This window comes from Legionella fallonii LLAP-10, from assembly GCF_000953135.1.
Lineage (GTDB): Bacteria > Pseudomonadota > Gammaproteobacteria > Legionellales > Legionellaceae > Legionella > Legionella fallonii.
The window spans coordinates 4,114,805-4,138,737 of the sequence record NZ_LN614827.1 but is presented as its reverse complement, the minus strand read 5'-3'; the positions used below and the strand labels follow the sequence as shown (position 1 = coordinate 4,138,737).

Below are 23,933 nucleotides of genomic sequence, written 5' to 3'. Positions count from 1 at the left end.
AAATAACAATATATGGTTCGGCCTTGAGGGTGATGACTCATTTTCTTTGAAATTTGAAGGATTTTACAAGGAGTTACGTTACTTATTCATTAGTCATACACAAAGTTATCCACAGGGCAAATAAAAAACAACAAGGCTTATCAAGTAAATTTACTATAACTATCAATGGGTTATTTGATTTTATTCATGAGTAATTAAATAAAGAATAAAGTTATTCACAATTAGGACGTTGTTTATATTTCTAACATCATGAATATTTTGCTAAAATAACTTTGCAATAAAGACCTTGATTGCATACGATGAGTGGATAGCAATTAACAACCTAATGACAAAAAAAGATGAATGAAGTGACAGAGAGAAAACCGCTAACAGAGTTTACCGAAAAAGCATACCTTGATTATTCCATGTATGTCATATTAGACAGGGCCTTGCCGAATATAGCCGACGGATTAAAACCCGTGCAACGCCGTATTGTCTATGCCATGTCCGAGCTTGGTTTAAAAGCTACTGCAAAATATAAGAAATCAGCACGAACTGTAGGGGATGTATTAGGTAAATTTCATCCTCATGGTGATAGTGCTTGCTATGAAGCCATGGTGCTAATGGCCCAGCCTTTTTCTTATCGTTACCCTTTCGTCGACGGACAAGGAAACTGGGGATCTCCTGATGATCCCAAATCATTTGCTGCTATGCGCTATACCGAAGCACGATTATCTCGCTATGCCGATGTGTTACTCGGCGAATTGCTGCAAGGTACTGTGGATTGGGTCGATAATTTTGATGGTACCTTACAAGAGCCCTCTCTTTTACCCGCACGCTTGCCTAATATTTTACTCAATGGGGCAACGGGTATTGCTGTGGGTATGGCCTCAGATATTTTGCCGCATAATTTAACGGAAGTCGCTAACGCTTGTGTGCATCTGTTGGATAATCCTCAAGCTGACTTAACCGCAATTGGTGAGTATATTAAAGGACCTGATTTTCCTACACGCGCTGAAATTATTACGCCACGTGATGCTATTAAGACGATGTATGAATCAGGTAGTGGTTCGATTAAAATGCGAGCTATTTATGAGGAAGAAAAGCATAACATAGTAATAACGGATTTACCCTATCAAGTGTCTGGTGCCAAAATAATGGAGCAGATTGCTCTGCAAATGCAGCAGAAGAAATTGCCAATGGTTGAAGATTTACGCGATGAATCAGATCATGAACATCCTACCCGCTTAGTCATCATTCCTAAATCAAATCGTGTTGATGTAGAGGGACTTATGTCTCATTTATTTGCAACAACGGATCTAGAGCGAAGTTATCGTGTTAATTTTAATATGATAGGACTGGACGGTAAACCACGGGTAAAAGGTTTACTGACCATATTAAATGAATGGCTCACTTATCGTTTAGCGACGGTAAAAAGACGTTTGCAATATCGATTAGAAAAGGTTCTAGATCGTATTCACGTACTAGAAGGGCTGCTTATTGCCTATTTAAATATTGATGAAGTAATCGCTATTATTAGAGAGCATGACAATCCTAAAGAGGGATTAATTGCTCGTTTTAATTTAAGCGAACGTCAGGCAGAAGCCATTTTAGAAATGAAGTTGCGTCATTTAGCTAAATTAGAAGAAATTAAATTACGCGGTGAATTAGAAGAGCTTAGTGTTGAGCGCGATAATTTACAAAGAACTTTAGCTAGCGAGTCTCGATTAAGGGCATTGGTTAAAGAAGAAATTATTAAAGATCGCGATGAATTTGGGGATGCGCGTCGGTCTCCAATTATCGCTCGCCAAGAATCTCAGGCATTAAAAGAAGAAGACATTTTACCTAATGAACCCATTACGGTGGTGTTGTCTAAAAATGGTTGGGTAAGAGCTGGAAAAGGACACGACATTAATGGTAGAGATCTTACTTATAAAGCAGGCGATGAATTTAAGGCCCAAGCTTTAGCGCGTTCTAATCAGCAAATTGTTTTCTTGGATAGCGAAGGAAAAGTATATTCTTTACCTGGACATGTATTACCTTCCGCGCGTGGTCAAGGAGAACCATTAACGGGTAAATTAAATCCAGCAGAAGGAATGGTTTTTGAAGCGATAGTCGGTGGAGAGCCTGAGCAAAAAGTATTATTGGCCAGTGATGCGGGTTATGGTTTTATTGCTAAAGTCGGCGATTTATATGTGAAAAACCGTAATGGAAAAGCATGCATTAAACTGTTAACAAACAGCCGTGTATTACCTCCTAGATTGTTACCCAGCCAAGAAGAGGCTCTTGTCGCTTGTGCAACCAATGTAGGGCGGCTGCTTGTTTTCTCTGTCAGTGAGCTGCCTGAACTGTCCCGAGGTAAGGGGAATAAGTTAATTAATATACCTTCAGCTAAAGCGGCATCACGAGAGGAATATATAGTCGATATTCAAACTTTAACTCTGAATGACTCCTTAACAGTACATGCTGGAAAACGCCATTTTACTCTAAAGGGTGCTGATCTGGCTCATTATCAAGGCGAGCGAGGACGTAGAGGGAACCACTTACCAAGAGGGTTGCAAAGCGTTACTCATTTGCAGGTTACTGTCGCTGAATAGATAAGGACTATAGGTGGCAACGGTCTTGAATGCTTAATTTAAGGCAGTTGCTACGCCGTCATCAAACAACCCCAGTTATTTCTCTATGACAAATTTTGTAAGAAATCTATTTTATTGTTTCCCGTGAAACATTATTAGGCTTGTTACTATTTTGCTAATTTGCCACTAAATATCAATAATATCTAGTGACTTTCCAGTAGTTCAGCAATAATTTGTTTTTTATCTTTTGATAATTGGGTCAACGGTAAAGTAGCTAGTCCTGCGGTTTTATATAGTTTTTCTACAGTAGGATCCTCTATTGCTTGAAGGTGTAAAGCCAGTGTTTCGTTATCACCACGCATTAATGGTCCAGTAAGTGATTCGGCGATTACTGGTATTTCCTGTAGATTATTTAAGTTTCCTTGCATTAACTTGCAAATTAACCGTTTTGCTTGCTCTTGAGGAATGCCGGCTTTTAGAAGTAGCTGCTCGCTACAGGAGGCTAAGGTAATTAAATAATTGGAGGCTAGACATGCTGCCGCATGATATGCTGCTTTAGCTGTCGAGTTAATTGTGAACAAATGAGCTCCTAATTGAGTAAATGCTTGATGGAGCCAAGAACAAACCTCCTGGTCACCCTCCACAACACAATCAACATTATTAAACGCGTCCGCGCTCAAATAGCCTGTTCTAAAAGCCTTTAAAGGATGAAATGTAGCAACCAAGCAACCTTGTGCTCTCAGCGGTTCTAATAGCGTTGAATTTAAAACACCACTACAATGAATGACCATACTTTTAGGTTTCAATAAAGAGAGTTCGGCAAGGGAGGTTACTATGAGTTTAATTGAATCATCATTACTGGTGAGCCAGGTAATATCTGCTTCAGGTAATTCCGTAAGTTCATTTACCGCATTTCCTAAACCCATCTCATGGCAGGATTGTTTAGCACTTCCAGGATGCTGATTACATACTGATTGCAACGTGGCAATCTGTGCTGTAGATAATGCTAGGGCAATATTTTTACCTAATCTTCCCGCACCAATAATATTAAATTTCATGTAACCGCCATTAAGTTGTTATTTCACTTCTTATCGACTGGATATCCTGAAAAAATGACCGGAATAAAAAGCGATAAGAAGAGCGAGGACAAGATACAGGACAGATTAAAAAAATACAAATGATACAAATTTTATAAGGGGTTATCACTATTGATAATAATTATTTATAATGCGCGCTGTCAGTAGTCTTGAGAAAATGAATATGATTTATCTAGTACAAGGTAATGTCCAAGAGCTATTTCATGCTTTTGATTTGGAATGGATGATTACAGCATATCCTGGCGCTCAATCAATAGGGAGGGATCTACCTAAAACTAGATTTCTTGGTAGTGCAGATCAATCTCAATATTTTGTGGACACTTGGGAAACAAAAGCAGAGGAGTCTTATTACCTTTCAGGAAACATGACTGCTGGAAATTTATTTTGGATTCTAAACCATGCTCAACCGTTAAGAAAGGATGGTGAAAGTCTTCACGATTATGAGGAAAACTTTGTCCATCAACATTTTGCTTTTGTTAATGAAGAGCAAGAGCTTTGTGGTTGTATGTTGATGTACCGACAGGATGAGCCAACACAATGGGTAATCGCTCTTGTAAAAAATACTCATCTTGCACCAGAAAAAAGGGACGTTACTATTTTGTCTGGTTTTAATTTAAATCCTTATATTAAAGCAGCCGGGCTAAATATTACTGTATCTACTACAGAATCACTCGACGCTTCATTAATGAAGCCAATTCATTCTCCTGGGATCGAACATGTATTGCAGCAGGTAATTAAAGCAAGCTGCGGGGAAATTAATATTCGCGCTATGAGATTAGTGCATTTATTACGTCTAATACAAGTCTATGTTATTCATGATTCGTTACCAAATATTATTGAATTAGAGTCAGGAGAAATTAATGCCCTACGAACTAAACTAACTCACCTGGGGCAGTTGGCAGGGGTTAGCGATCAAGTCAATGAGCTTCCTATTGATTTGTTTAATCCTAGTGATATTCAACCGCAACTTTTGTTTGCCGACAATCCTGCTCTTGATTTATTGGCTGAATATAAGCTGTCTTTATCTGCTGCGATGTTAAAGGACTGTTTATCAAAAAATAGCGGTTTAAGAAAAGAAATCGAACAGTTAGTGTTGAGTGATGATGAGCAGGTTAATAGAAATCTGTTGCAGATGATAATCTTGTTTTATGAAGAGAATATACTCAATGAGCACAAAGAACTCTTACAAAAACATGTCTTTATAAAAACGCGAGGCGGTTTTTTGTGGAACAACGCTCAAATTCAATTAATTCCATTCCTGCTTAAAAATAAATACTCATTGAATTTATTTACATTAATTCTCTCAGAAGAGTCATATTACCATGCAATACTGACCCTGATTCAACTAGGTTATACGCATGATATACCACGGTTTTTAGCGATCACGGATAAATGTAGTGAGTTGGAGTATATTCATAGACTAGACAATGAAGATACAAAGAAATTATGTCTTATTTTTTGGGCTAAGGGGCATTTTTCGCACAAAATAGTCCGGGCAACAGAAACTTACCCTATGCTTGCCAAAACTTTGGTGTCATTAGATCAGACAGAAGTAACCCACATTAAGAATTTAAGAGAGCTTGCCTTAACGCCGTTAGAGCATCAAAAGCTATCTATTATGCACCATTATGCAGAGCAGTTTGGTAAAGCCGCTATAAAAGATAATTTAAAACTACTGGATGCTGAAGAGTTAGCTGAGTTGATCAAGTCATTAGATGTGCTAAAAAAATCAGGAGTAGACTTGAGTGATTCGTATATTATGCTTACGAAAAGTAATAAGCAAGGGGCATTACTACGCTTATTTTTACCTGATTTTAATAAGGTGGAAAATGATTTTCATCGACAAGAATTAATAAGGCTTCTTTACCTTGGAATTAAAAATGGTCCAGTAACTCAAGGTAAAGCCATTCAAGGAATAACTGATAGAACATTACAACACCTTGCGAAAAATTTACATGAACGCTTTATTTGTGCAAAACAGATGCAGGACCTGGGCTTTAATAAAGGAGTTATTGCTTTGGCTGCAGAAGAAAAGGGAATAAAAGGAAGTCGTTTTAGACGGATTATTTTACGTGTAGAGGAAGAATGTAAAAAAGTACAAGAAAGTTTACGCGAATCGCGTGCGAATAATGACCAGATTACGCAATGGCAAAAAAAAGATAAAGATTATAGACGAACTCTATACAGCATTGCTTATGATGGATTAACCAAGGCCGCAGTGGATATTAATGCTCGGATTAATGAAATAGAAATGCAGGTGTTAAGTATAGTCGATCCTAAAATAGAATCGTGGCTGTACAAAGCGTTAATTACTATAGCTAATATAGCCATTTTTATTTTAACTTGTGGTATAGGCAATGATATTAAAGAAAAACGGACAGGAAATTACTGGTTCTTTAATCAAACGGGATTAGGTGAGCAATTAAAGAGCCTGGATAAGGAGGTCATTCATGTTATCGAATCTCCAGAGCCCGCCTCAATTTTATCTTTTTAACGTCAAACAGTTGTACTGCACATCGATGTTCGTTCAATAGGGAGTATAAATGATTGTCGCTGTTATTCAGCTGAGAGAAATTTTGTCATAATTTGTCTTATTTAATGGGCTATCCTTAGATAAATTACTCAAGATGAGTATTGTCTATTCAAAAAAAACCCTCCAATCCTTAATTTGAATGAAAAGCACTCTTGAACTTGTTGATTATTTCCGCTTAATATGAATTAGGGACGCATTGATAAGATATAAAGGACTTGACTATATGGGTATACCCAAAAAAGCACTCAGGGAGAGTGATCTAGAATTTCTAGATGCAGATTCAACTGTTGAGGACAGCTCTCATCAAACGTTCCGTGTTTCCTTTTCTGAGGACGGAATTACTAAAAAAGGTTTTTTTAAGCGACTCGATCCTAAAGGGCATTATCCTGAGCTTTTAGCGAAAATCAGTGTTGCTGTCTCGTTGTTTAAGCGATTGTTTCAGGGGAAACGCTCTGCGGAAGAGCGTTTGATATACGACAAAGACGGTAAAATAGTAGGAACTTTGTCGTTAGATGTAGAGGGATATCAACCATTAAATTTTTGTAGTGAGCCAGTCCCTTTAGACACTACTCTGAAAAGTAAGGCCGTTCCCAGCAGTGAAACATTGATCGAGAAAAATATAATGGAACTGCTTTTGGGCAGATGGTTTCTCGATGACGACGACGCCCATCCTCACAATATTAGTCTCGAAGGCGACATCGACTTTGATATGTTCTTCTATTGGTTTACCATCTTAATGAAAGAGCCTCGTCCCATTATTGGTATTCCTAAAAAAAGAATTAATTTGACTGTTCGTGATTGGGAAGTATTTCCTAATGTTAAAGATTCCTTACCTTTTCATTGGCCTTCTTATCAATATCCGGGCCAGGAAACATTTCCCTCCGCATTACACAGCACTATTGCTACGCCCTGGCTGGGTAAAGGTTACGCCGATCCGTCCCAATTTGGAAAGTTGGCCGGGGATAAGAAAGCAAAAGAGCAGCAATTGGCGGCAGCGATGAAAATATTGTTGACTTACCAGCCAGAGGTAACACGAAAACGATTAACTGAGCTTTTTGGCGACATGACTTTTAATTACACGTCTTTAGATGAAGTCGACGTGAGTTTACGGGTTGCTTACGAAAAAGCATTTCCTCTGTTATGCAATGAAAAAAGCAATACAATGAGTTTTGTTGATTTTATGATGAATCTTTACCAGAAGCATTATGATAATTTGTACCGAGTAGTCGTTTTTTATATGGGGTGTGATGATAATGGTTATGGTGTAGCGATGCCATCGACCTGTTCTTCATTATACCATAAACCGTCGCTCTATAGAAATGTTGAGGAATGGGTAAAAGAACAGAATAGGACCCTGTATAGCGGCTTGGACAACGATGAACTTAAATATGATGAGGCAGAACTAAAAAGGCGTTATCATCAGATTTGGCGAGATGCTTATACGCCGACATTAAATGAATTACTACATAATTGTTATCAATTGGTCAATAAACTGTTGTTTCAATTATCTCAGCAAGCGGAAGTAGCGGAAGTACAAGGAAAGAAAGTTACTGATGATAGCTTAATTAGTGCTTCTGAAATGCTTGCTTCTATGCCTGACTTGTCCAAAGAAAAAATCGAGCCATTAATTCTTGTGGATAAAAATAGTAGTTTTCGTACAGCATTATTAGAGCTAGCTGATTTTTCCAACAGCATTCACGCTCTGGCTAAAGTTTATTATACAAAAGAACGTAAGGATTTGACCGAAAGGGATAATATTGATTTTGTTTTGGGCTTGGATAGTTTGTACAAAAAATACAATGTATCTATCCGGGAAAAACTATGGCACAACTCTAATGCCGATGAGTTTAATCGCATTGCTTCTGCTTTAAAGCAATTTATTGAAGAAGTGGATTTTCCACTGCATTTAACTAGAACAGATGAGCAGATGAAAGAGACCATTTCAACAACGGTGCCAAAGGAAGTATTACCTCATACTCATGAAAATATAATAAGGCGGTATAATGATTATCTCTTCCAGTGGGCGAAAGGATTAAAGGCAGATGATTTAAATGGGTATATTACTGATATTATCGATACCCATTATGCTCCTTATGTACGCTTCATATCCACACGACAACGGGCAGAGCCAGTAAAAGAATATCTACGGAAAAGTAAATCTGAAAGTGGAGATAATCGATTGTCGTATATTTTTAGTACTGGCGATACAGATACCGGGGCATTGAATCAATTACTTATCCAACATCTGACTCCGATTATGCTGCAGTCATATCCAATTCCTAGTGTGAGCAATGCGATAAAAGATGCGGTCTTTGCCAAGGATCTACTATCTTATACTCAAGCAACCGTTAATTTTGCTAAGAATGATAAACGGTTTATCCATTTATATTCTAGCGGCGGGATGACATTATTTTATAAGACTTTATTTGACTGGGTCGAAACATTATCAGACGAAAAATTTAAAGCAATAATGGACTCCGCATTGCATGATTATGAGTCTGGCTTGTGGTTTAGTGCCTCTTCGAGGCGAAAAGAGGTAGAGGGATATTTAGAGGCTTATTCAAATAAGGCAAAAGTCCTCGCCTTTATCTTTCTTAAAGGTGAGAAAACTTCGACTCTTAGCACTACATTATTTCAGAAAATAATAGCCGGGATGAAAACTGATATTAGAGTGGAAATGAGAACTACTGCCAAAGTCAAACCTGCTGCCAAAACGGAAGAGGATTTTGAAAAAAGGCTAGGTAAAAAACTGATTATGGAATACAACCCTCAAGAGGATACGGATATTTATGAGGCAATAAAAAAGTATTCTGAGGGGCCATCTCAAAAACAAGATGTGGCAAAATCCAAGGTGACACAAAAGCAAAGTGCAAGCGGTTCTTCTGCTTTAATTCATTAAAATAGACTATTATAAATGCGATTGGCATGCTTTTGTTGTGACAACAGAGCATGCTGAGTTATGATTCTCTTTTTGCAAAAACTATGAGTAAGTTTCATGTCTTTTGATTTATTAAAAACACTACCGCAATATGTTATTCCCCAACACGGTCTTACTGCATTTGCAGGATGTTTAGCTGACGTTAAAACTCCACGAGTTAAAAATTATATTATTCGTCGATTTATAAATAAATATGGTGTCAATATGAGTGAGGCGTTAATTGAGGATCCTAGCTTATATCCCAGTTTTAATGATTTTTTCATTCGTCATTTAAAGCCCGAATGCAGGCCATTAGCTGAGGCTGATATTATTTCTCCTGTTGACGGCTGTGTTAGTGAAATTGGCGCAATTAATCATGGCCAATTAGTGCAAGCTAAGGGTCGCTATTACTCTGTAGAGGAACTCCTTGCCTGTGATGCAGCAACAGCAGAGCAATTCGTCGATGGGCAATTTGCTACTTTATATTTATCGCCCAAAGACTACCATCGTGTACACATGCCCATAGATGCAGAACTACAATCCATGAATTATATTCCCGGAGCATTATTTTCTGTTCAACCCACTACGGCTCGAGTAATCCCTAAGTTATTTGCCCGTAATGAACGCTTAGCTGTTTTTTTTAAAACCGCTGTTGGCCCTATGGTTATGGTTCTTGTCGGAGCAACTATAGTTGGAGCTATAGGAACTAGTTGGCATGGTGATGTGAAACGAGGAAGAAAAAAAGTCAGTTTCGATTACTCTCAGGATGCAGTACAGAAAAAAATGGCTCAAGGTGATGAAATGGGTTTTTTTAAATTAGGTTCAACGGTTGTATTACTATTTGCTAACGGTGAACAAGTGGCATGGAATAAAGCCTTAAAGGCTGGGAGTGCTATCCGTTTTGGTCAAGCAATAGGGAATAATATTAAATAAACTCTATATATGGTACCGAGAAGAGGACTTGAACCTCCACGGGGTTGCCCCCACTAGCACCTGAAGCTAGCGTGTCTACCAATTTCACCACCTCGGCATGGGCGCTAACTTACGCAAATTTTTCTACCCTGTCAATAGGGAGGGTAGAAATCCTAATTTGAGAGCATTATTTGGAGTAGGGGAAGCCTGCTTTGATAATTCGTTCTCTCACTCCTTGCCATTCACTTGATTCAGGGGGCAACTCTATAGCAATACACATGGCATTTGATGCATCCGCTTTTCTTAATTGATAATATAAATCAAAAGCAGCTTCTTTGGGATTCTTTGCCAGAGGATAGAAGTGGTGAGCTTCTATTAGAGCAGGTTGTTGACTCGCAATGACGTAAACATCTCCTTCTCTTTTTCGACAAAAATTGGCGAGCATTTCATAGCGGTCAAAATAATACAGTTTTTTTTGTGGTTGGTAATGACTTTCTAATTTTCCTGGAACGCGAATGTCACTTTCATCATTTAAGCAATGGGTTGAAATGACGGCCGCTATCGTTTTTTCATCAATTACACCATGACGTAGAATTTTATAACTATCAGCATGTGTTGCATCGATTATTGTCGATTCTATACCCACCTTGCATCGGCCGCCGTCCAGAATCGTTAACTGTTGTTCGTTAAATGCTTGCTTCACATGTAGCGCAGTTGTTGGACTAATTTTACCAAAAGGATTGGCCGAGGGTGCAACAACAGGAGAATCCAGCTGTTGTAATAATTTTTGGGTCAATGGGTGGGCAGGGCATCTTATGGCAACAGTAGTTTGCCCTCCTGTTATTAAAGGATTAATTTGTTCTTTATTGGCTTCTAATACCAAAGTTAAGGGACCGGGCCAAAATTTTTTAATTAATTGTTGCGCATATTCCGGGATATTTTCAACGAGCTCATTCAAATTATAATCGGTTGCCACATGGACGATTAGCGGATGATTGAGTGGCCTGTTTTTCATTTCGAAAACGGCTTTAATCGCCTTTGCTTTATAAATCGATGCGGCCAATCCATATACAGTTTCTGTGGGTATGGCTACAGGCTTGCCAGCTTGTAAATCTAAAACAGCCAACTCCAGATTGGTGGTAATTAATGACATATAAAGGTCTCGGTTATAAAATTAGCTAACAAGATAAGCTCATTGATTAGCAAGATAAAAAAATCATATCATTTTTACACAATTCGGCCTATTAATGGAATAGGAGAGGGTAAAAAATCAAGGAACCATTCCTTTACCTTTTAATCTTTAGCAGCATAAAATAAATCGTTTACTACTTTTTCATCGATCCTAAGATAAAAGAGATCTAATATTATTTATCTAAAAATAAGGCTTACTATGGATTTATTGGCTCTAGCGGAAAAAATACTTAATGGTTATTTTGCGGCTACTCCTAGGAAGAAGCCTAATATTGCAGATATTAATGAAGTACGGCTTATTGCTCACCGAGGAGCGCATAATAATCCAGCGGGTATTTTTGAAAATACTATGGAGGCTTTTAGACTAGCAAAAAAAGCAGGTTGTTGGGGAATTGAGCTTGATGTACATGTTACCGCGGATAATGTTTTAGTGGTTAACCATGATCCCACCTTAAATCGATTATGGCGGCAAAACGTTGCTATAAATGACCTAACTTTCAGTGCAATACGCTCTTTAGCGCCACAAATACCGTCACTTGCTGAGGTGATTGCCGAATTTGGCGGACAGATGCATTTGCTTATTGAACTCAAAAATCCTCTTCAAGATGAGGCTATATTAGTACAGACTTTACAGCATTTATCGCCAGTGACTGACTATCATTTATTAACCCTTACTCCAGAGATCTTTAATTCACTAACCCAATTTCCTCATAAGTCATTACTACTCGTCCCCGTGCACAATAATGTCAAAGCATTTTGTGATTTAAGCATAAAAAACAATTATGGTGGGGTTATGGGAAGTTATTTATTATTAACGAATGAGCGAATACGACAATTAACAGAGGCATATCAAGTATTAGGTGTTGGTTTTGTGGATTCAAAAAATAGCCTGTGGAGAGAAATAAATAGAGGAGTAAAATGGATTTTTACCAATCAAGCGGTAGTGGTTGCTCATTATTTGCATCTCCTGAAACATCGTTAGAAGTTATCCTTGTTTGCCTTCTCCTATTTGTTTCAATTCGTGTTCGCCAAATATGGCGGAGGGATAAGTATAATATTTGAACTCAAGTAGATTATTAGTCGGATCTTTTAAGAAGAAAGATTGATGTTCTATTTTTGAATTAGGAAAGCGTGTTTTTAATGGGATTTCAAAATGAACATGCTTGCTATTTAATCGTTCAATCAATGCGTCAAACTCACTTTTTTCTTGGAAAATTAAACCAAAATGTCGTGGATAAATACCTTGTTGAGGAGGAAGGGGCGCATCTATTTTGTGGGCAACAATTTGATGTGTACCCAATTTAAAAATCAAAGCATGTTCGGATGATCGACCTAGTTCACAGCCTAATTTATCTAGATAAAAGGTTTTAGCTAATTCCAAATCATGTATGGGAAATGCCAAATGAAAGAGAGCGCTCATAATTTTCTCCGTGGCTCAACCTACTGCTTAAGTTAAGCCTATTACCTAAGCAGTAAATTGATTAATAGTCATCGTTAATCGATTTACCAATTCTTCTATTTCTTCTTCGTTAATAATAAGAGGAGGTAAGAGCCTTATTACCGTATCGGCGGTAATATTGAATACTACCCCATTAGCCAAGCCAATGGCTTTGATATCATTAACTGGTCTATCAAGTTCTATGCCTATCATATAACCTTTGCCGCGTATAGCTTTGACGTGAGGATGCTCGCCTAGATTATTTATTAATTTATCCATTAAGAGGGCACTGTTTTTAGTTACTTTTTCACACAGGTTGTCGCGTTCAATGACCTCCAAAACAGTTAATGCTGTGGCACATGCTAAGGGATTACCACCAAAAGTTGAACCATGATTTCCTGGTTTAAATAAATCCATAGCCTTTTTGCTCATCAGGCATGCACCGATGGGAACACCATTACCTAATCCCTTTGCTGTAGTAAGAATATCTGGCTGTATGTTGTAATGCATACAGGCAAACAGTTTTCCTGTACGGCCATTACCTGTTTGCACCTCATCCAGAATAAGCATCCAACCTTTTTGCTCGCAAAGTTGTGCTAGGGCACGAAGATAGCCTTCTTCAGCAGAATAAATACCTCCTTCTCCTTGAATAGGTTCAATCATAACGGCCACTACATCTTCTCTATTGGCTGCAATTTTGTGAATGGCATCTAAATCATTAAAAGGTGAGCGAATGAATCCAGGGACAAGAGGCTCAAAACCCGCTTGAACTTTGCGACTACCTGATGCAGTTAAGGTGGCCATAGTTCTGCCATGGAAGGCCTTTTCCATCACTATAATTGAGGGTGTTTCTATACCTTTTTTATGGCCATAAAGACGGGTTAGCTTAATAGCTGCCTCATTTGCTTCCGCTCCTGAGTTGGAGAAAAACACCTGCTCCATTCCTGCCATAGCACAGAGCTTTTGAGCAAGCAATTCTTGCTCTTTAATATGAAAGGCATTCGACGTGTGGAGCAATTTTGCTGCTTGTTGCTGTATGGTGCGAGTTACATCAGGGTGAGCATGGCCCAATCCGCAAACAGCTATCCCGCTTAGGCCATCGAGATAAGCTTTTCCTTGGTCATCATATAACCAAACTCCTTCACCATGGGTGAATGTTATTGGCATGGGGTTATAGCACGTTATTAAAGCCATGATCTCTCCCTATTGTTCCTTTATTTCAAATTTTGAGCAACAAAATCCCAATTGACGACTGACCAGAAGTGGTTGAGGTATTCGGGTCTCGCGTTGCGGTAATCAATGTAATAAGCGTGCTCCCAAACATCACAGGTCAATAAAGCCGTCAAGCCTTCTGTCATTGGGGTACCGGCATTACTGGTGCTAATAATTTTTAACGCGCCGGAATCTTCTTGAACTAACCACGCCCAACCTGAACCAAAAGTAGTGGCTGCCGCTTGAGTAAACTGTTCTTTGAATGCAGCAAAAGAACCAAAGTTTTGATTAATAGCGTCAGCCACTTTACCTGTAGGCTCGCCACCACCATTAGGGCTAAGGCTGTGCCAATAAAAAGTATGATTCCAAATTTGAGCTGCGTTATTGAATATACCTCCTTTTGATTTGAGGATGATCTCTTCCAGATTCATTCCTTCAAATTCAGTGCCTGGGACTAGTTTATTCAAATTAGTGACATAAGCCTGATGATGTTTGCCATAATGATATTCTAATGTTTCTTTGGATATATGTGGGCTAAGTGCATCCATTGCATAGGGTAATGGCGGTAACGTAAATGTCATGCTGATCTCCTGGAATTTATAAAGAAGTTTAGTGTAGCAGGATAGGTACGATATTCAATGTAGCAGGGAAGCATTTTATGACTATTTTTTTATTCTCTTTTACATAATCATATTTGATTAAATACCCTTCTTATATTTCTTAAATTAACGGTCATCTATTCAAACGATTGCCTATTTAAAAAATGGTTCTAGCCTATGGGGAGCTTCGACCAGAGGAACTAACACGATTAATTGCTGGTTGCGCAAAAATTGAACTCGTACTATAATCTAGTCCCCAGGAAATTTTTAGTCCTAGTATAAAACAATGGCATTAATTGATGGCAGGAGAATCACTGTAATTACCTTCTGCGAATAATGTTCTATTCAGTGAATTCAAGGTTTATAACAATCTTGGACTCATTATAGAATGATTAGTTGCGGGCTTGGTCGGTTTTCGCCATAATTAGTGCGATCTATTATCAATAAAGGTGCATAAGTGGATACTTTAGAAAAAATTAAAAAGCAAATTGCTGAAAATGCGATCATCCTTTATATGAAGGGTAGCCCTAAGATGCCGCAATGTGGATTTTCAGCTCGTGCGGTACAATGCATAGAAGCTTGTGGAGTGGATTTTGCTTATGTAGATATTCTTGCTAATCCCGATATTCGCCAAATGCTCCCACAGGTATCAGATTGGCCTACTTTCCCTCAATTATATGTGAAAGGTGAATTGATTGGTGGTTCTGACATCATTGCTGAAATGTTTCAGCAAGGTGAATTAGAGCCCATGTTACGTGATGCGGTTGCAGCCTAATTATAATAATAAGTGCAGGAATATCCTGCATCTTGCAATGGAGATCATAAAATGAGTGTATTAGTAGGACGTAAAGCGCCAGATTTTACTGTTGCTGCGGTAATGGGAAATGGTGAAATAGTTGACAAATTTAATTTGCATGAGCATTTAAAAGGTAAATATGGATTAGTTTTTTTCTATCCTTTAGATTTCACTTTTGTGTGTCCTTCAGAGTTAATTGCTCTTGATCATCGCATTGACGAATTTAAAAGTCGTAACGTTGAGGTGGTTTCTGTTTCTATTGATTCTCATTTTACTCATAATGCATACAGAAATACTCCGGTAAAAAGTGGTGGTATTGGCCCTGTTCGCTATACTATGGCTGCAGATATGAATCATAGTATTTGTCAATCTTATGGTATAGAACATCCTGTTGCCGGCGTTGCCTTCCGTGCGGCATTTATCATTGATACTAATGGTATGGTTCGTTCACAAATCGTTAATGACTTACCTATCGGCAGAAATGTAGACGAAATTCTCCGTACTATAGATGCGGTACAGTTCTTTGAAGAACATGGTGAAGTTTGTCCTGCTGGATGGAAGAAAGGCGATGTTGGGATGAAAGCCTCTCCTCAAGGTGTTGCCGCTTATTTAGCTGAGCATTCTGACTCTTTATAAGTCATTTCATCAACCCGCATGGGGTTTTTCCTTATGCGGGTTCAATTTGCAAGAACTCAAGAATTTATGGTTGAACCATTTTTCTCCATGTATTGATCATGCTACAAAATAAATCTGCTGTTTTTTCTGCATCATAAATTGCTGAGTGAGCCTCATTCGGATCAAAGGGGATCCGCGCGGCCTTAGCTGCCTTAGCTAAAACTGTCTGTCCATAAATTAGTCCTCCTAGGGTTGCCGTATCAAAACAGGTGAATGCATGAAAAGGCGATTTTACGCCAGTCCTTTTGATGGCTTCTTTTACAAATAATAAATCGAACCATGCATTATGCCCAACTAACACAGCCCTTTGGCAGTGTGTTTTTTTTAGTGCTTCATTAATGGGTTTAAACAGCCGCTCCAGAGCACTTTTTTCATCTATTGCAAAGCGTAAGGGTTGATAGGGATCAATTTGATTAAAGGCAAGAGATTTTTCATCCAGTTCTGCTCCTTCAAACGGTAAAATATGTTCAAAATAGCTATTGCTTCGATGAAATAAACCTTGCTCATCCATGTCGATTAGCACAATACACATTTCAAGAAGAGCATTTTTTTTTGGTTCTATTCCTGCTGTTTCCACATCAACAACTACAGGTAAGAAGCCTCGAAAGCGTTCTTTAATCTTTAGACTTAAAATACTATCTGGGGAGGCCATGTATACTCCATTGTATTGTTTCGCCAGCGGCTATAGGAACAACTTGATTTGAACCTAAAGGCATTAAATCAGGTATAGGTTGAGGGGTTTTTATTAATTCAATTTTTTCTGCATTCACTGGCAATTGATAAAAGTCAGCACCAAAACGGCTAGTAAAATCATTTAGTTTTTCCAGATGATTCATTTCATCAAATATTTGGGTATAAAGCGCCAACGCAAATGGAGCTGAATAAATACCAGCACAACCACAACTATTCTCTTTGGTATTTATAGAATGCGGCGCGCTGTCGGTGCCAGCAAAAAATTTGGGGTTACCGCTATTAGCTGCTGCTTGTAACGCCTTTTGATCCTTTTCATGTTTTAAAATAGGAAGACAATAATAATGCGGTCTAATGCCGCCAGCCAGTAGTTGATTGCGATTATATAATAGATGATGAGGTGTTATCGTTGCCGCAATTGTTGCTGGGGCTTGGGTAACAAAATCAACCGCTGCTTGAGTTGAAATGTGCTCCAATACTATTCTTAACTTAGGGAAATTAGCCGCAATAGGCCTTAAATATTCGTCAATAAATAATGCTTCGCGCTCGAAGATGTCACTGTGAGTTACCTCTCCATGAATTTGCAATACCATATTATTATTTTGTAATACTTCAAAAAGGGAATACAAATCATTTAATGATTTAACGCCGGCCTCTGAATTAGTTGTGGCGCCGGCTGGATAGAGCTTGGCACCTAACACATAAGGAATTGATGCGGCTTGCTGCAACTCTTCTGCGGCAACTGATTCATTGAGATAGAACGTCATATAAGGATTAAATGATGAATTATCGGGAATTGCAGCAATAATTCTATTTCTATAATGCTCAATTTCAGGCAAAGTAGTGAGTGCTGGCTTTAGGTTGGGCATGACCAGAGCACGGGCAAAATGTTGTGCAGTAGCAGGAACAGTATGGAGTAACTGGTCGCCATCTCTAAGGTGTACATGCCAATCGTCAGGGCGATTGATAGTAACAGTTTTCATAATAAAGATTCCGAGGCCGTTGCCGATACATAAGAATAACACGAATTAGGCGATAGGGATGAGCAAAAAATGGCATTTGGACAAAGGATTGGCAAACATATAAAGACTAGCGTTATGGGGTATGTGTTTGCAATAAATACCTCTTTTGCCGCCCTTCATGTTGACTATATTAGTCCTATGGGGGATGAAAAATGGCGTATGAGTGGTAATCCTATTCGTTGTGGTCTTTCTTTAATGATACCTAACTACGGTATTGGCTATTTCGAGCAATATGCAACTAAGTCGCCGCATTTTATTTTACGCAAGTGGTCTCAGGTACAGCGCGCGCTGCCTGCTCATGTGACTGCTAAATCCCCTGTCTGGAAACCTTTTGGCCCCTCTTTTGTTGTTGGTCGAACGTTTATAAAGCCAGGAGAATATGGCATTTATTTATCACGTGAGCCCGCTTTAAAACTATTAACTTATCTATCCCAGGGATATCAAGCAAATTTTAGCTATCATTCTGAAGAGGGTTTTGATGTGACCGTGGCGCTTTCTCCCATAAGGTTTCAAAAAGTATTTTCACTTTATCAGCGCTGTTTGGGCAGTTTATTACCTTTTAATTATGACGATGTGAAAGAAAGTGTGTTCCATTTTGGGGTAGATAGTAAAATGCTCACCGATGCCGATAAAGACCAATTACGGCGTATTGCTCAATATGTCGCTGCAGATACGCGAATAGAGAAAATTCGCGTAGAAGGGTATGCCGATGAGAGTGGACGCAAAGGTTACAACAATGCTATATCACAATTTCGAGCTGAAGCTGTAAAACATTATTTATTAGGGCTTGGCGTACCTAAAAATAAATTATCGGTGACATGGTTTGGGGCATTAAAACCGATTGCTAGAAATGATACTGATGATGGGCGCGCTGCCAATCGTCGTGTAGTTGTCAGTCTGATTAAAAAATAACGTTAATGAATAAAATAACGATATCTTCATGAAAATGTTGATTTTTTTTTATAGAAATTCTTGACTTATGCAAAATCCCTGCAGATACTGATACCGTTGCATGCTTCGAGCCTAAGCGACGAAAGTGTGCTATTGGCAACTCCAAAGAGTGAGCTATCAATGAAATGGAACTCAATAATAATGTAGTGGAGGCAAAGCATGTTTAGTTTAACAAAAGCAGCAGTCGCCGTACTTGCTTTAGGAAGCAGCGTGGCCTTTGCTGGTACTATGGGGCCGGTATGTACCCCAGGCAATGTTACTGTTCCTTGTGAAAGAACTGCTTGGGATTTTGGCGTTCAAGCATTATATTTGCAGTCAGTTTTCTCTGGCAGCCAGAATGATTTCGCTACTTTAGCTCAGGTTGAAGAGTTTACCCCATTCAATGCTTTTAATAACAATGATAATTGGAATTGGGGGTTTCAAATTGAAGGTTCTTATCACTTCAATACTGGAAATGATATAACCATTAGTTGGTATCACCTAGAAGCTGATAACAACGACAATAGTACCATCTTCTTCAACAATGGGTTCGGTAATTTCAATCGAGCCAAGTGGGATGCTGTTAATGGTGAGTTCGGTCAGTTTGTTGATTTCAGTGCTAATAAGAAAATCCGCTTTCATGGAGGTTTTCAATATGCACGAATCATTATAGGAAATAACAACAACTATTTTGGCGTCGTTAATCCATTTTATTCTTCTTATAATGGATTTGGTCCACGTACTGGTATAGACATGAATTATGTGTTTGGTAACGGTCTTGGTGTATACGCTAAAGCAGCAGGTGCCGTTTTAGCAGGCTCAATTACCAATCAGTTAAATTATGCTGCTGGCGGGCCAGTTATATTTGGATTTGGTTCTATCACGCAGATTGTTCCTGAGGTTGATGCGAAATTAGGTGCTAATTATACCTACGCTATGGCACAAGGTGATTTAACTTTAGATGCTGGTTATATGTGGTTTAACTACTTCAATGCCGTGAACAATGGCTTGACTGGGTTTGGAGTTGGTGTCAATAATTTCACTAACTTCTCTGCATCAGGCCCATATTTTGGTCTGAAGTATGTTGGTAATGTGTAATTTGCTAACTTTTTAAGAAATTTCAGCAATACTGTTGACTTTATCAAAGTCCAGCTGGATAATTTATCCAGGTACGCTCTCGATTAGAGCGAAAAATGCGTACTGTTGCTGATTAGTATTAAATTGGTAACGAACGGAAATTAATAATAAAAAAGTGGAGATAAGCATGTTAAATTTGAAAAAAACAGCGTTAGCTGTTCTTGCTTTCGGTAGCAGTGCAGTATTTGCTGGTACTATGGGCCCAGTTTGCACCCCAGGAAATGTTACTGTTCCTTGCGAAAGAACAGCTTGGGATATCGGTGGCCAAGCATTATATTTACAAACAGTTTATTACGGAAGCCAAAATAACTTCGGTACTCTTGCTCAGTTTGAAAAATTTGATTTCATCAACGGTTTCGGCAACAACGATAACAACTGGAACTGGGGTTTTCAATTAGAAGCTTCTTACCATTTCAATACTGGTAATGATGTTAACATCAACTGGTACCATTTAGATGCTGATAACAATAACAACAACTTTAACAACTTCTTCTTCGGTTTGAATGATCTGAACCGTGTAAGATGGGATGCTGTTAATGGTGAGTTAGGTCAGTTTGTTGATTTCAGTGCTAACAAGAAAATCCGTTTCCACGGTGGTTTCCAATACGCACGTATTAACATTGGTAACAACGACAATGGTTTTGGTTTCGTTAACCCATTCTATTCTAACTACAATGGATTCGGTCCACGTACTGGTATAGACATGAACTACGTATTCGGTAACGGATTCGGCGTTTATGCTAAAGCAGCTGGTGCTATATTAGTTGGTACAATCAACAACCAATTAAACAATAATGCTGCTGTTGCTGCATTTGGTACTAACTCCATTACTCAAGTCGTTCCTGAAGTTGAAGCTAAGTTAGGTGCTAATTACACTTATGCTATGGCACAAGGTGATTTGACTTTAGATGCTGGTTACATGTGGTTCAACTACTTCAATGCTGTTAACAACGGTTTAACAGGTTTTGGAGTTGGTTCAAACAACTTCTCTAACTTTGCTGCATCTGGTCCATATTTTGGTCTAAAGTATGTTGGTAACGTATAATTTCTTAATTAATTAAGATTTATAAGAGCCCATCATATATGTGATGGGCTTTTTTTTTAGGAATGGAGTTCATATGTTGAAAAAGACAACTTTAGCTGTAATCGGATTGGCAGCAAGTAGCTTTGCGTCCGCCGGTACGATGGGGCCTGTCTGCGCTCCAGGGAATGTGACTGTTCCATGTGAAGCCAAGCTATGGGATTTTGGTATTCAAGCATTATATTTACAATCAAGTTATGGTGGTGCTAAGGCAGCAGAACTATTTCAGAATGTAAACAACAAATGGAATTTTGGATTTAGAGCAGAGGGCTCTTATCATTATAGTACTGGAAGCGATATAACAGTAGATTGGACTCATTACAGTAATAACACCAATCAGTCTGGTTTTGTGGGAATTATTCCAGTATTTCCTTTTTCTGCCCCATTTACACAGACTAACGAAAATAGATTAGATCAAGTTAATGTGGTTTTTGGACAACACGTTGATTTCGGATTAGTAAAAAAACTTCGTTTTTATGGTGGTATGCAATATGCCAATCTTCAAGTAAATGAAACGAATTATTATCCATCAGTGTTTGTTGCGCAGATATTATCGTTTTCACCCATTGACTTTTTGGATAATACCGATTTCAAAGGATTTGGTCCGGTATTAGGTATTGATTATTCATATAACCTGACTCCTGCCTTAAAGGTAACAGCTAATGGTGCTGGTTCTATCCTTTATGGTACCAGTCGTTACGACGGTGAGTTTGTTGTTACTGCAGTTGGATTAGTTGTATCACCAACTTACATCGCGTCGAAGGCAATAGTACCTACTGTACAAGCTAAACTTGGTTTGAACTATGAATATAATATGCCCCAAGGAGTTGTAAATTTTGAGGGTGGTTATCAAGTAATCAATTATTTTAATGTATTACAAACACAGCCTTTACAGAATCCTCTTAGCCCAATTACTACAGTTAATTACGGACTCTATGGCCCTTATTTTGGTGTTAAATATTTAGGTAATGTTTAAGCAATATATACCTTTTATAAGTAAAGCCTATCTCCTGTGGTAGGCTTTTTTTATGTAGCGGTTCAGTCGTTCCCTTTATCTCCCTCCATGATGAACAAATCGTATCCCTTTTGCCAATGTTTGATGGATAGATCATTGATATTAATAAATAATAGTTTACTTTAATTTTATACTCATTGTTCTTAAAACACATAAGTATGTTTTAGTTATAGCCATTGTGAATTTGTCACGATATAATTCCCTGCCCATTTGAATAGGAAGTAAAAATAATACGCAGGAGTACGCATGAAATTTAAGAAAGTCATATTGGCTCTAGCCTGTTTCTCATCGCCATTATATGCGGAAAATGATCAACAGTTGCTGCAGGAAATACAACGATTACAACATCAAACTCAGCAGTTACAGTCTCAGCTCAATAAGCTGCAAAAAAGACTGGTATCACATCCTGCGCGCAAAGAGCATCATCGTCCAGTAAAAGTGGCAAAGAAAAAATCAGATGTATCCGCATCCACCCAGACTAAGAAAAGCAATAGGACGCAGGGCTACTATCATTCTTCGCGCGTCACCGTACATGCTCCTAATGAGCATCCAGAGTCGATAGGTTTCTATCCTACAGCATTAGTTGCTGATAATAGAGTGGTAACTTATATCGCAGGTACACCTGTAGTGACTTCACCCTATTTAGGTGATAGGCCGGCTTTTGATGGTTCTGATTATATTGTGAATATCTCTAGTATTAATCGTGATATTCGTTTAATGCAACAGCGTCGTCGTTTGTACGAAGCGTATCAAAGCATGGGTTATCCTGTGCCGCAAAAGCCAATTGTTGCCCTTAGTGGAAAGGCAGAACCAGTAGGCGTGCTCAATAGCTCCTTCCGCGGAAATACTAGTGCAGACATTACCCTTGGCTCAAGTGAACTGGATGTGGCGGCAGCACTTAACCAAAATGTAGAGGCTTACATTTCTATTGCTTATGATGAGAGCCCTCCTGATGTTGGCCCACGAGTAAATAACTCATCATTTAATTTGAATTTGGGTTTTGTAAACATAGGTAATTTAGATAAAACACCATGGTATTTTACTGGTGGGCAATTATATGTACCCTTTGGTCGTTACTCTAGTTCCATGATCAGTGCTCCAATTCCTTTAAATTTAGCGCGAACTAAAACTAGGCCGTTTATATTGGGTTACCAATCGCAAGGGGACACCGGTCCATTTGCTGCCGGATATATTTATAGAAGTGATACCACTTTGGGCAAATCTGGTGTTGGTGGCGCGAATTTAGGATATAACTATAAGTTCAACGGTTTTAATGGCGAAATAGGTGCTGGTTATATTAGCTCTATAGATGATTCTTCCGGTATGCAAAATACCGCGGCTGATGTTGGCACAACGTTCGGTGGATTTGGTTCATTTTCTAATGGTAATGAAGTAGTACGTAAAACCCAAGCTGTTGATGTTCACGGCAATATTGCCTTTGATCGATTTAATCTTGCCGCTGAGTGGGTGACTGCTGTTGAGGCATTTAGGCCCCAGGATCTAAGTTTTAATGGACTAGGAGCAAAACCACAAGCAGGTCAAACAGAATTTGGTGTGACCTTTAGAGCATTTGATCGACCATCTTCTATTGGTCTTGGATATCAATGGTCAAAAGATGCTCTGGCCTTGAATTTACCCCACCATCGTTTTATTGGGGTATTTAACATTTCCCTATGGAAAGACACTGTAGAAAGCTTAGAGTACAAACATGATATCGATTATGGGACTAACCAATTTGCTAATGGAGCAGCTCCTGCTGGTGCCGTTAACATGACCTCCTTTGGAACGGGGCGGGCGGCAGATACTGTCTCGGCACAGATCGGCGTTTATTTCTAGTCTATCTCCTGTTTCTTGCTTTATGGAGATCTGTCTCTATTAAATTAACGTGAGTTATGGATAAGACACAGTTTGTAGCCTGGGTGCAGCGCTCGCCTAACCCAGGAGCTCCTTATTCACGATACAAAGAATTTCTAATGCGGCGTTTATCCTGCTTTTTGCTGCCACCCCGTTCCTGGGTTAGGCGAGCGCTGCATCCAGCATCTACATTGTCCTGCGATCTTATCCGAAACTCACGCTAAATTACCTTTGTTAAGACATTAGGCCGGATCTGCTGAGAGTCTCCTAGTTCAGTTC

General features: G+C 38.7%; 19 protein-coding genes and 1 tRNA gene. 12 read left to right on the top strand and 8 right to left on the bottom strand.

The window, feature by feature from the left end; all coding sequences use genetic code 11:
- Window positions 1–338 precede the first annotated feature (338 nt).
- On the top strand, window positions 339–2,576 hold the full coding sequence (gene parC / locus LFA_RS17275; protein ID WP_045097267.1) for a DNA topoisomerase IV subunit A: 2,238 nt from the start codon (window positions 339–341) through the stop codon (window positions 2,574–2,576).
- 182 nt (window positions 2,577–2,758) lie between these two features.
- On the opposite strand, the gene LFA_RS17270 is transcribed toward parC, so the two are convergent.
- On the bottom strand, window positions 2,759–3,613 hold the full coding sequence (locus LFA_RS17270; RefSeq protein WP_045097266.1) for a Rossmann-like and DUF2520 domain-containing protein: 855 nt from the start codon (window positions 3,611–3,613) through the stop codon (window positions 2,759–2,761).
- A 202-nt stretch (window positions 3,614–3,815) separates the two neighbouring features.
- Here LFA_RS17270 and LFA_RS19630 point away from each other — a divergent pair, with 202 nt between their 5' ends.
- The 3 genes from LFA_RS19630 to asd all read left to right on the top strand — a co-directional run bounded on the left by LFA_RS19630 (window position 3,816) and on the right by asd (window position 10,035).
- Window positions 3,816–6,146, top strand: coding sequence for a hypothetical protein (locus LFA_RS19630; RefSeq protein ID WP_157010405.1), 2,331 nt, complete (start codon window positions 3,816–3,818; stop codon window positions 6,144–6,146).
- A 262-nt stretch (window positions 6,147–6,408) separates the two neighbouring features.
- The gene (locus LFA_RS17260; protein ID WP_045097265.1) at window positions 6,409–9,084 is read left to right on the top strand and encodes a hypothetical protein; all 2,676 of its coding nucleotides are present in this window, start codon (window positions 6,409–6,411) and stop codon (window positions 9,082–9,084) included.
- Window positions 9,085–9,180: 96 nt separating this feature from the next.
- A complete protein-coding gene (gene asd, locus LFA_RS17255; protein ID WP_045097264.1) occupies window positions 9,181–10,035 on the top strand; it encodes an archaetidylserine decarboxylase in 855 nt (284 codons plus the stop codon).
- 10 nt (window positions 10,036–10,045) lie between these two features.
- Here the strand turns inward: asd and LFA_RS17250 are convergent.
- Window positions 10,046–10,132: transfer RNA gene (locus LFA_RS17250), tRNA-Leu, on the bottom strand.
- A 69-nt stretch (window positions 10,133–10,201) separates the two neighbouring features.
- Window positions 10,202–11,167: an L-threonylcarbamoyladenylate synthase gene (locus LFA_RS17245; RefSeq protein WP_045097263.1), complete on the bottom strand. Its 966-nt coding sequence runs from the start codon at window positions 11,165–11,167 to the stop codon at window positions 10,202–10,204.
- 237 nt (window positions 11,168–11,404) lie between these two features.
- Here LFA_RS17245 and LFA_RS17240 point away from each other — a divergent pair, with 237 nt between their 5' ends.
- Window positions 11,405–12,187, top strand: a complete 783-nt coding sequence (locus LFA_RS17240; protein ID WP_045097262.1) for a glycerophosphodiester phosphodiesterase — start codon at window positions 11,405–11,407, stop codon at window positions 12,185–12,187.
- 3 nt (window positions 12,188–12,190) lie between these two features.
- On the opposite strand, the gene LFA_RS17235 is transcribed toward LFA_RS17240, so the two are convergent.
- Genes LFA_RS17235 through sodB form a run of 3 tightly spaced genes read right to left on the bottom strand, consistent with a single transcriptional unit; the run spans window position 12,191 to window position 14,436 of the window.
- Window positions 12,191–12,625, bottom strand: a complete 435-nt coding sequence (locus tag LFA_RS17235) for a VOC family protein (RefSeq protein WP_045097261.1) — start codon at window positions 12,623–12,625, stop codon at window positions 12,191–12,193.
- Between the two features lie 45 nt (window positions 12,626–12,670).
- Window positions 12,671–13,837 (bottom strand): aspartate aminotransferase family protein, encoded by a 1,167-nt coding sequence (locus tag LFA_RS17230; protein WP_045097260.1) that lies wholly within the window; start codon window positions 13,835–13,837, stop codon window positions 12,671–12,673.
- Between the two features lie 20 nt (window positions 13,838–13,857).
- On the bottom strand, window positions 13,858–14,436 hold the full coding sequence (sodB, locus tag LFA_RS17225; protein ID WP_045097259.1) for a superoxide dismutase [Fe]: 579 nt from the start codon (window positions 14,434–14,436) through the stop codon (window positions 13,858–13,860).
- A gap of 475 nt (window positions 14,437–14,911) precedes the next feature.
- Here sodB and grxD point away from each other — a divergent pair, with 475 nt between their 5' ends.
- Both grxD and LFA_RS17215 read left to right on the top strand, forming a co-directional pair.
- Complete coding sequence (grxD, locus tag LFA_RS17220) at window positions 14,912–15,229, top strand: Grx4 family monothiol glutaredoxin (protein ID WP_045097258.1); 318 nt, start codon at window positions 14,912–14,914, stop codon at window positions 15,227–15,229.
- Between the two features lie 51 nt (window positions 15,230–15,280).
- The gene (locus tag LFA_RS17215) at window positions 15,281–15,886 is read left to right on the top strand and encodes a peroxiredoxin (RefSeq protein WP_045097257.1); all 606 of its coding nucleotides are present in this window, start codon (window positions 15,281–15,283) and stop codon (window positions 15,884–15,886) included.
- A gap of 64 nt (window positions 15,887–15,950) precedes the next feature.
- Here the strand turns inward: LFA_RS17215 and rnt are convergent, their stop codons facing one another.
- Window positions 15,951–16,577 carry a ribonuclease T gene (gene rnt / locus LFA_RS17210; protein WP_045097256.1) on the bottom strand — a complete coding sequence of 209 codons (627 nt, stop codon included), beginning with the start codon at window positions 16,575–16,577 and terminating at the stop codon, window positions 15,951–15,953.
- On the bottom strand, window positions 16,561–17,598 hold the full coding sequence (pyrC, locus tag LFA_RS17205; protein ID WP_045097255.1) for a dihydroorotase: 1,038 nt from the start codon (window positions 17,596–17,598) through the stop codon (window positions 16,561–16,563). The genes rnt and pyrC overlap by 17 nt, the downstream gene beginning before the upstream one ends.
- 69 nt (window positions 17,599–17,667) lie before the next feature.
- Here pyrC and LFA_RS17200 point away from each other — a divergent pair, with 69 nt between their 5' ends.
- The 5 genes from LFA_RS17200 to LFA_RS17180 all read left to right on the top strand — a co-directional run bounded on the left by LFA_RS17200 (window position 17,668) and on the right by LFA_RS17180 (window position 23,636).
- The gene (locus LFA_RS17200) at window positions 17,668–18,549 is read left to right on the top strand and encodes a flagellar protein MotY (protein WP_045097254.1); all 882 of its coding nucleotides are present in this window, start codon (window positions 17,668–17,670) and stop codon (window positions 18,547–18,549) included.
- 198 nt (window positions 18,550–18,747) lie between these two features.
- A complete protein-coding gene (locus LFA_RS17195) occupies window positions 18,748–19,665 on the top strand; it encodes an Lpg1974 family pore-forming outer membrane protein (RefSeq protein WP_045097253.1) in 918 nt (305 codons plus the stop codon).
- Window positions 19,666–19,831: 166 nt separating this feature from the next.
- Complete coding sequence (locus LFA_RS17190; protein ID WP_045097252.1) at window positions 19,832–20,749, top strand: Lpg1974 family pore-forming outer membrane protein; 918 nt, start codon at window positions 19,832–19,834, stop codon at window positions 20,747–20,749.
- A 73-nt stretch (window positions 20,750–20,822) separates the two neighbouring features.
- Window positions 20,823–21,761 carry an Lpg1974 family pore-forming outer membrane protein gene (locus LFA_RS17185; RefSeq protein WP_045097251.1) on the top strand — a complete coding sequence of 313 codons (939 nt, stop codon included), beginning with the start codon at window positions 20,823–20,825 and terminating at the stop codon, window positions 21,759–21,761.
- A 285-nt stretch (window positions 21,762–22,046) separates the two neighbouring features.
- Complete coding sequence (locus LFA_RS17180) at window positions 22,047–23,636, top strand: LbtU family siderophore porin (RefSeq protein ID WP_045097250.1); 1,590 nt, start codon at window positions 22,047–22,049, stop codon at window positions 23,634–23,636.
- The last annotated feature ends 297 nt before the right edge of the window (window positions 23,637–23,933 follow it).

Excerpts from the sequence above, each read along its gene's own strand:
- parC (WP_045097267.1), top strand. The coding sequence starts at position 339 with ATGAATGAAGTGACAGAGAGAAAACCGCTAACAGAGTTTACCGAAAAA.
- LFA_RS17270 (WP_045097266.1), bottom strand. The coding sequence starts at position 3,613 with ATGAAATTTAATATTATTGGTGCGGGAAGATTAGGTAAAAATATTGCC.
- LFA_RS17235 (WP_045097261.1), bottom strand. The coding sequence starts at position 12,625 with ATGAGCGCTCTCTTTCATTTGGCATTTCCCATACATGATTTGGAATTA.
- rnt (WP_045097256.1), bottom strand. The coding sequence starts at position 16,577 with ATGGCCTCCCCAGATAGTATTTTAAGTCTAAAGATTAAAGAACGCTTT.
- LFA_RS17260 (WP_045097265.1), top strand. The coding sequence starts at position 6,409 with ATGGGTATACCCAAAAAAGCACTCAGGGAGAGTGATCTAGAATTTCTA.
- LFA_RS17245 (WP_045097263.1), bottom strand. The coding sequence starts at position 11,167 with ATGTCATTAATTACCACCAATCTGGAGTTGGCTGTTTTAGATTTACAA.
- LFA_RS19630 (WP_157010405.1), top strand. The coding sequence starts at position 3,816 with ATGATTTATCTAGTACAAGGTAATGTCCAAGAGCTATTTCATGCTTTT.
- pyrC (WP_045097255.1), bottom strand. The coding sequence starts at position 17,598 with ATGAAAACTGTTACTATCAATCGCCCTGACGATTGGCATGTACACCTT.
- LFA_RS17240 (WP_045097262.1), top strand. The coding sequence starts at position 11,405 with ATGGATTTATTGGCTCTAGCGGAAAAAATACTTAATGGTTATTTTGCG.
- LFA_RS17190 (WP_045097252.1), top strand. The coding sequence starts at position 19,832 with ATGTTAAATTTGAAAAAAACAGCGTTAGCTGTTCTTGCTTTCGGTAGC.
- LFA_RS17230 (WP_045097260.1), bottom strand. The coding sequence starts at position 13,837 with ATGGCTTTAATAACGTGCTATAACCCCATGCCAATAACATTCACCCAT.
- LFA_RS17185 (WP_045097251.1), top strand. The coding sequence starts at position 20,823 with ATGTTGAAAAAGACAACTTTAGCTGTAATCGGATTGGCAGCAAGTAGC.
- LFA_RS17195 (WP_045097253.1), top strand. The coding sequence starts at position 18,748 with ATGTTTAGTTTAACAAAAGCAGCAGTCGCCGTACTTGCTTTAGGAAGC.
- sodB (WP_045097259.1), bottom strand. The coding sequence starts at position 14,436 with ATGACATTTACGTTACCGCCATTACCCTATGCAATGGATGCACTTAGC.
- asd (WP_045097264.1), top strand. The coding sequence starts at position 9,181 with ATGTCTTTTGATTTATTAAAAACACTACCGCAATATGTTATTCCCCAA.
- LFA_RS17200 (WP_045097254.1), top strand. The coding sequence starts at position 17,668 with ATGGCATTTGGACAAAGGATTGGCAAACATATAAAGACTAGCGTTATG.
- LFA_RS17215 (WP_045097257.1), top strand. The coding sequence starts at position 15,281 with ATGAGTGTATTAGTAGGACGTAAAGCGCCAGATTTTACTGTTGCTGCG.
- LFA_RS17180 (WP_045097250.1), top strand. The coding sequence starts at position 22,047 with ATGAAATTTAAGAAAGTCATATTGGCTCTAGCCTGTTTCTCATCGCCA.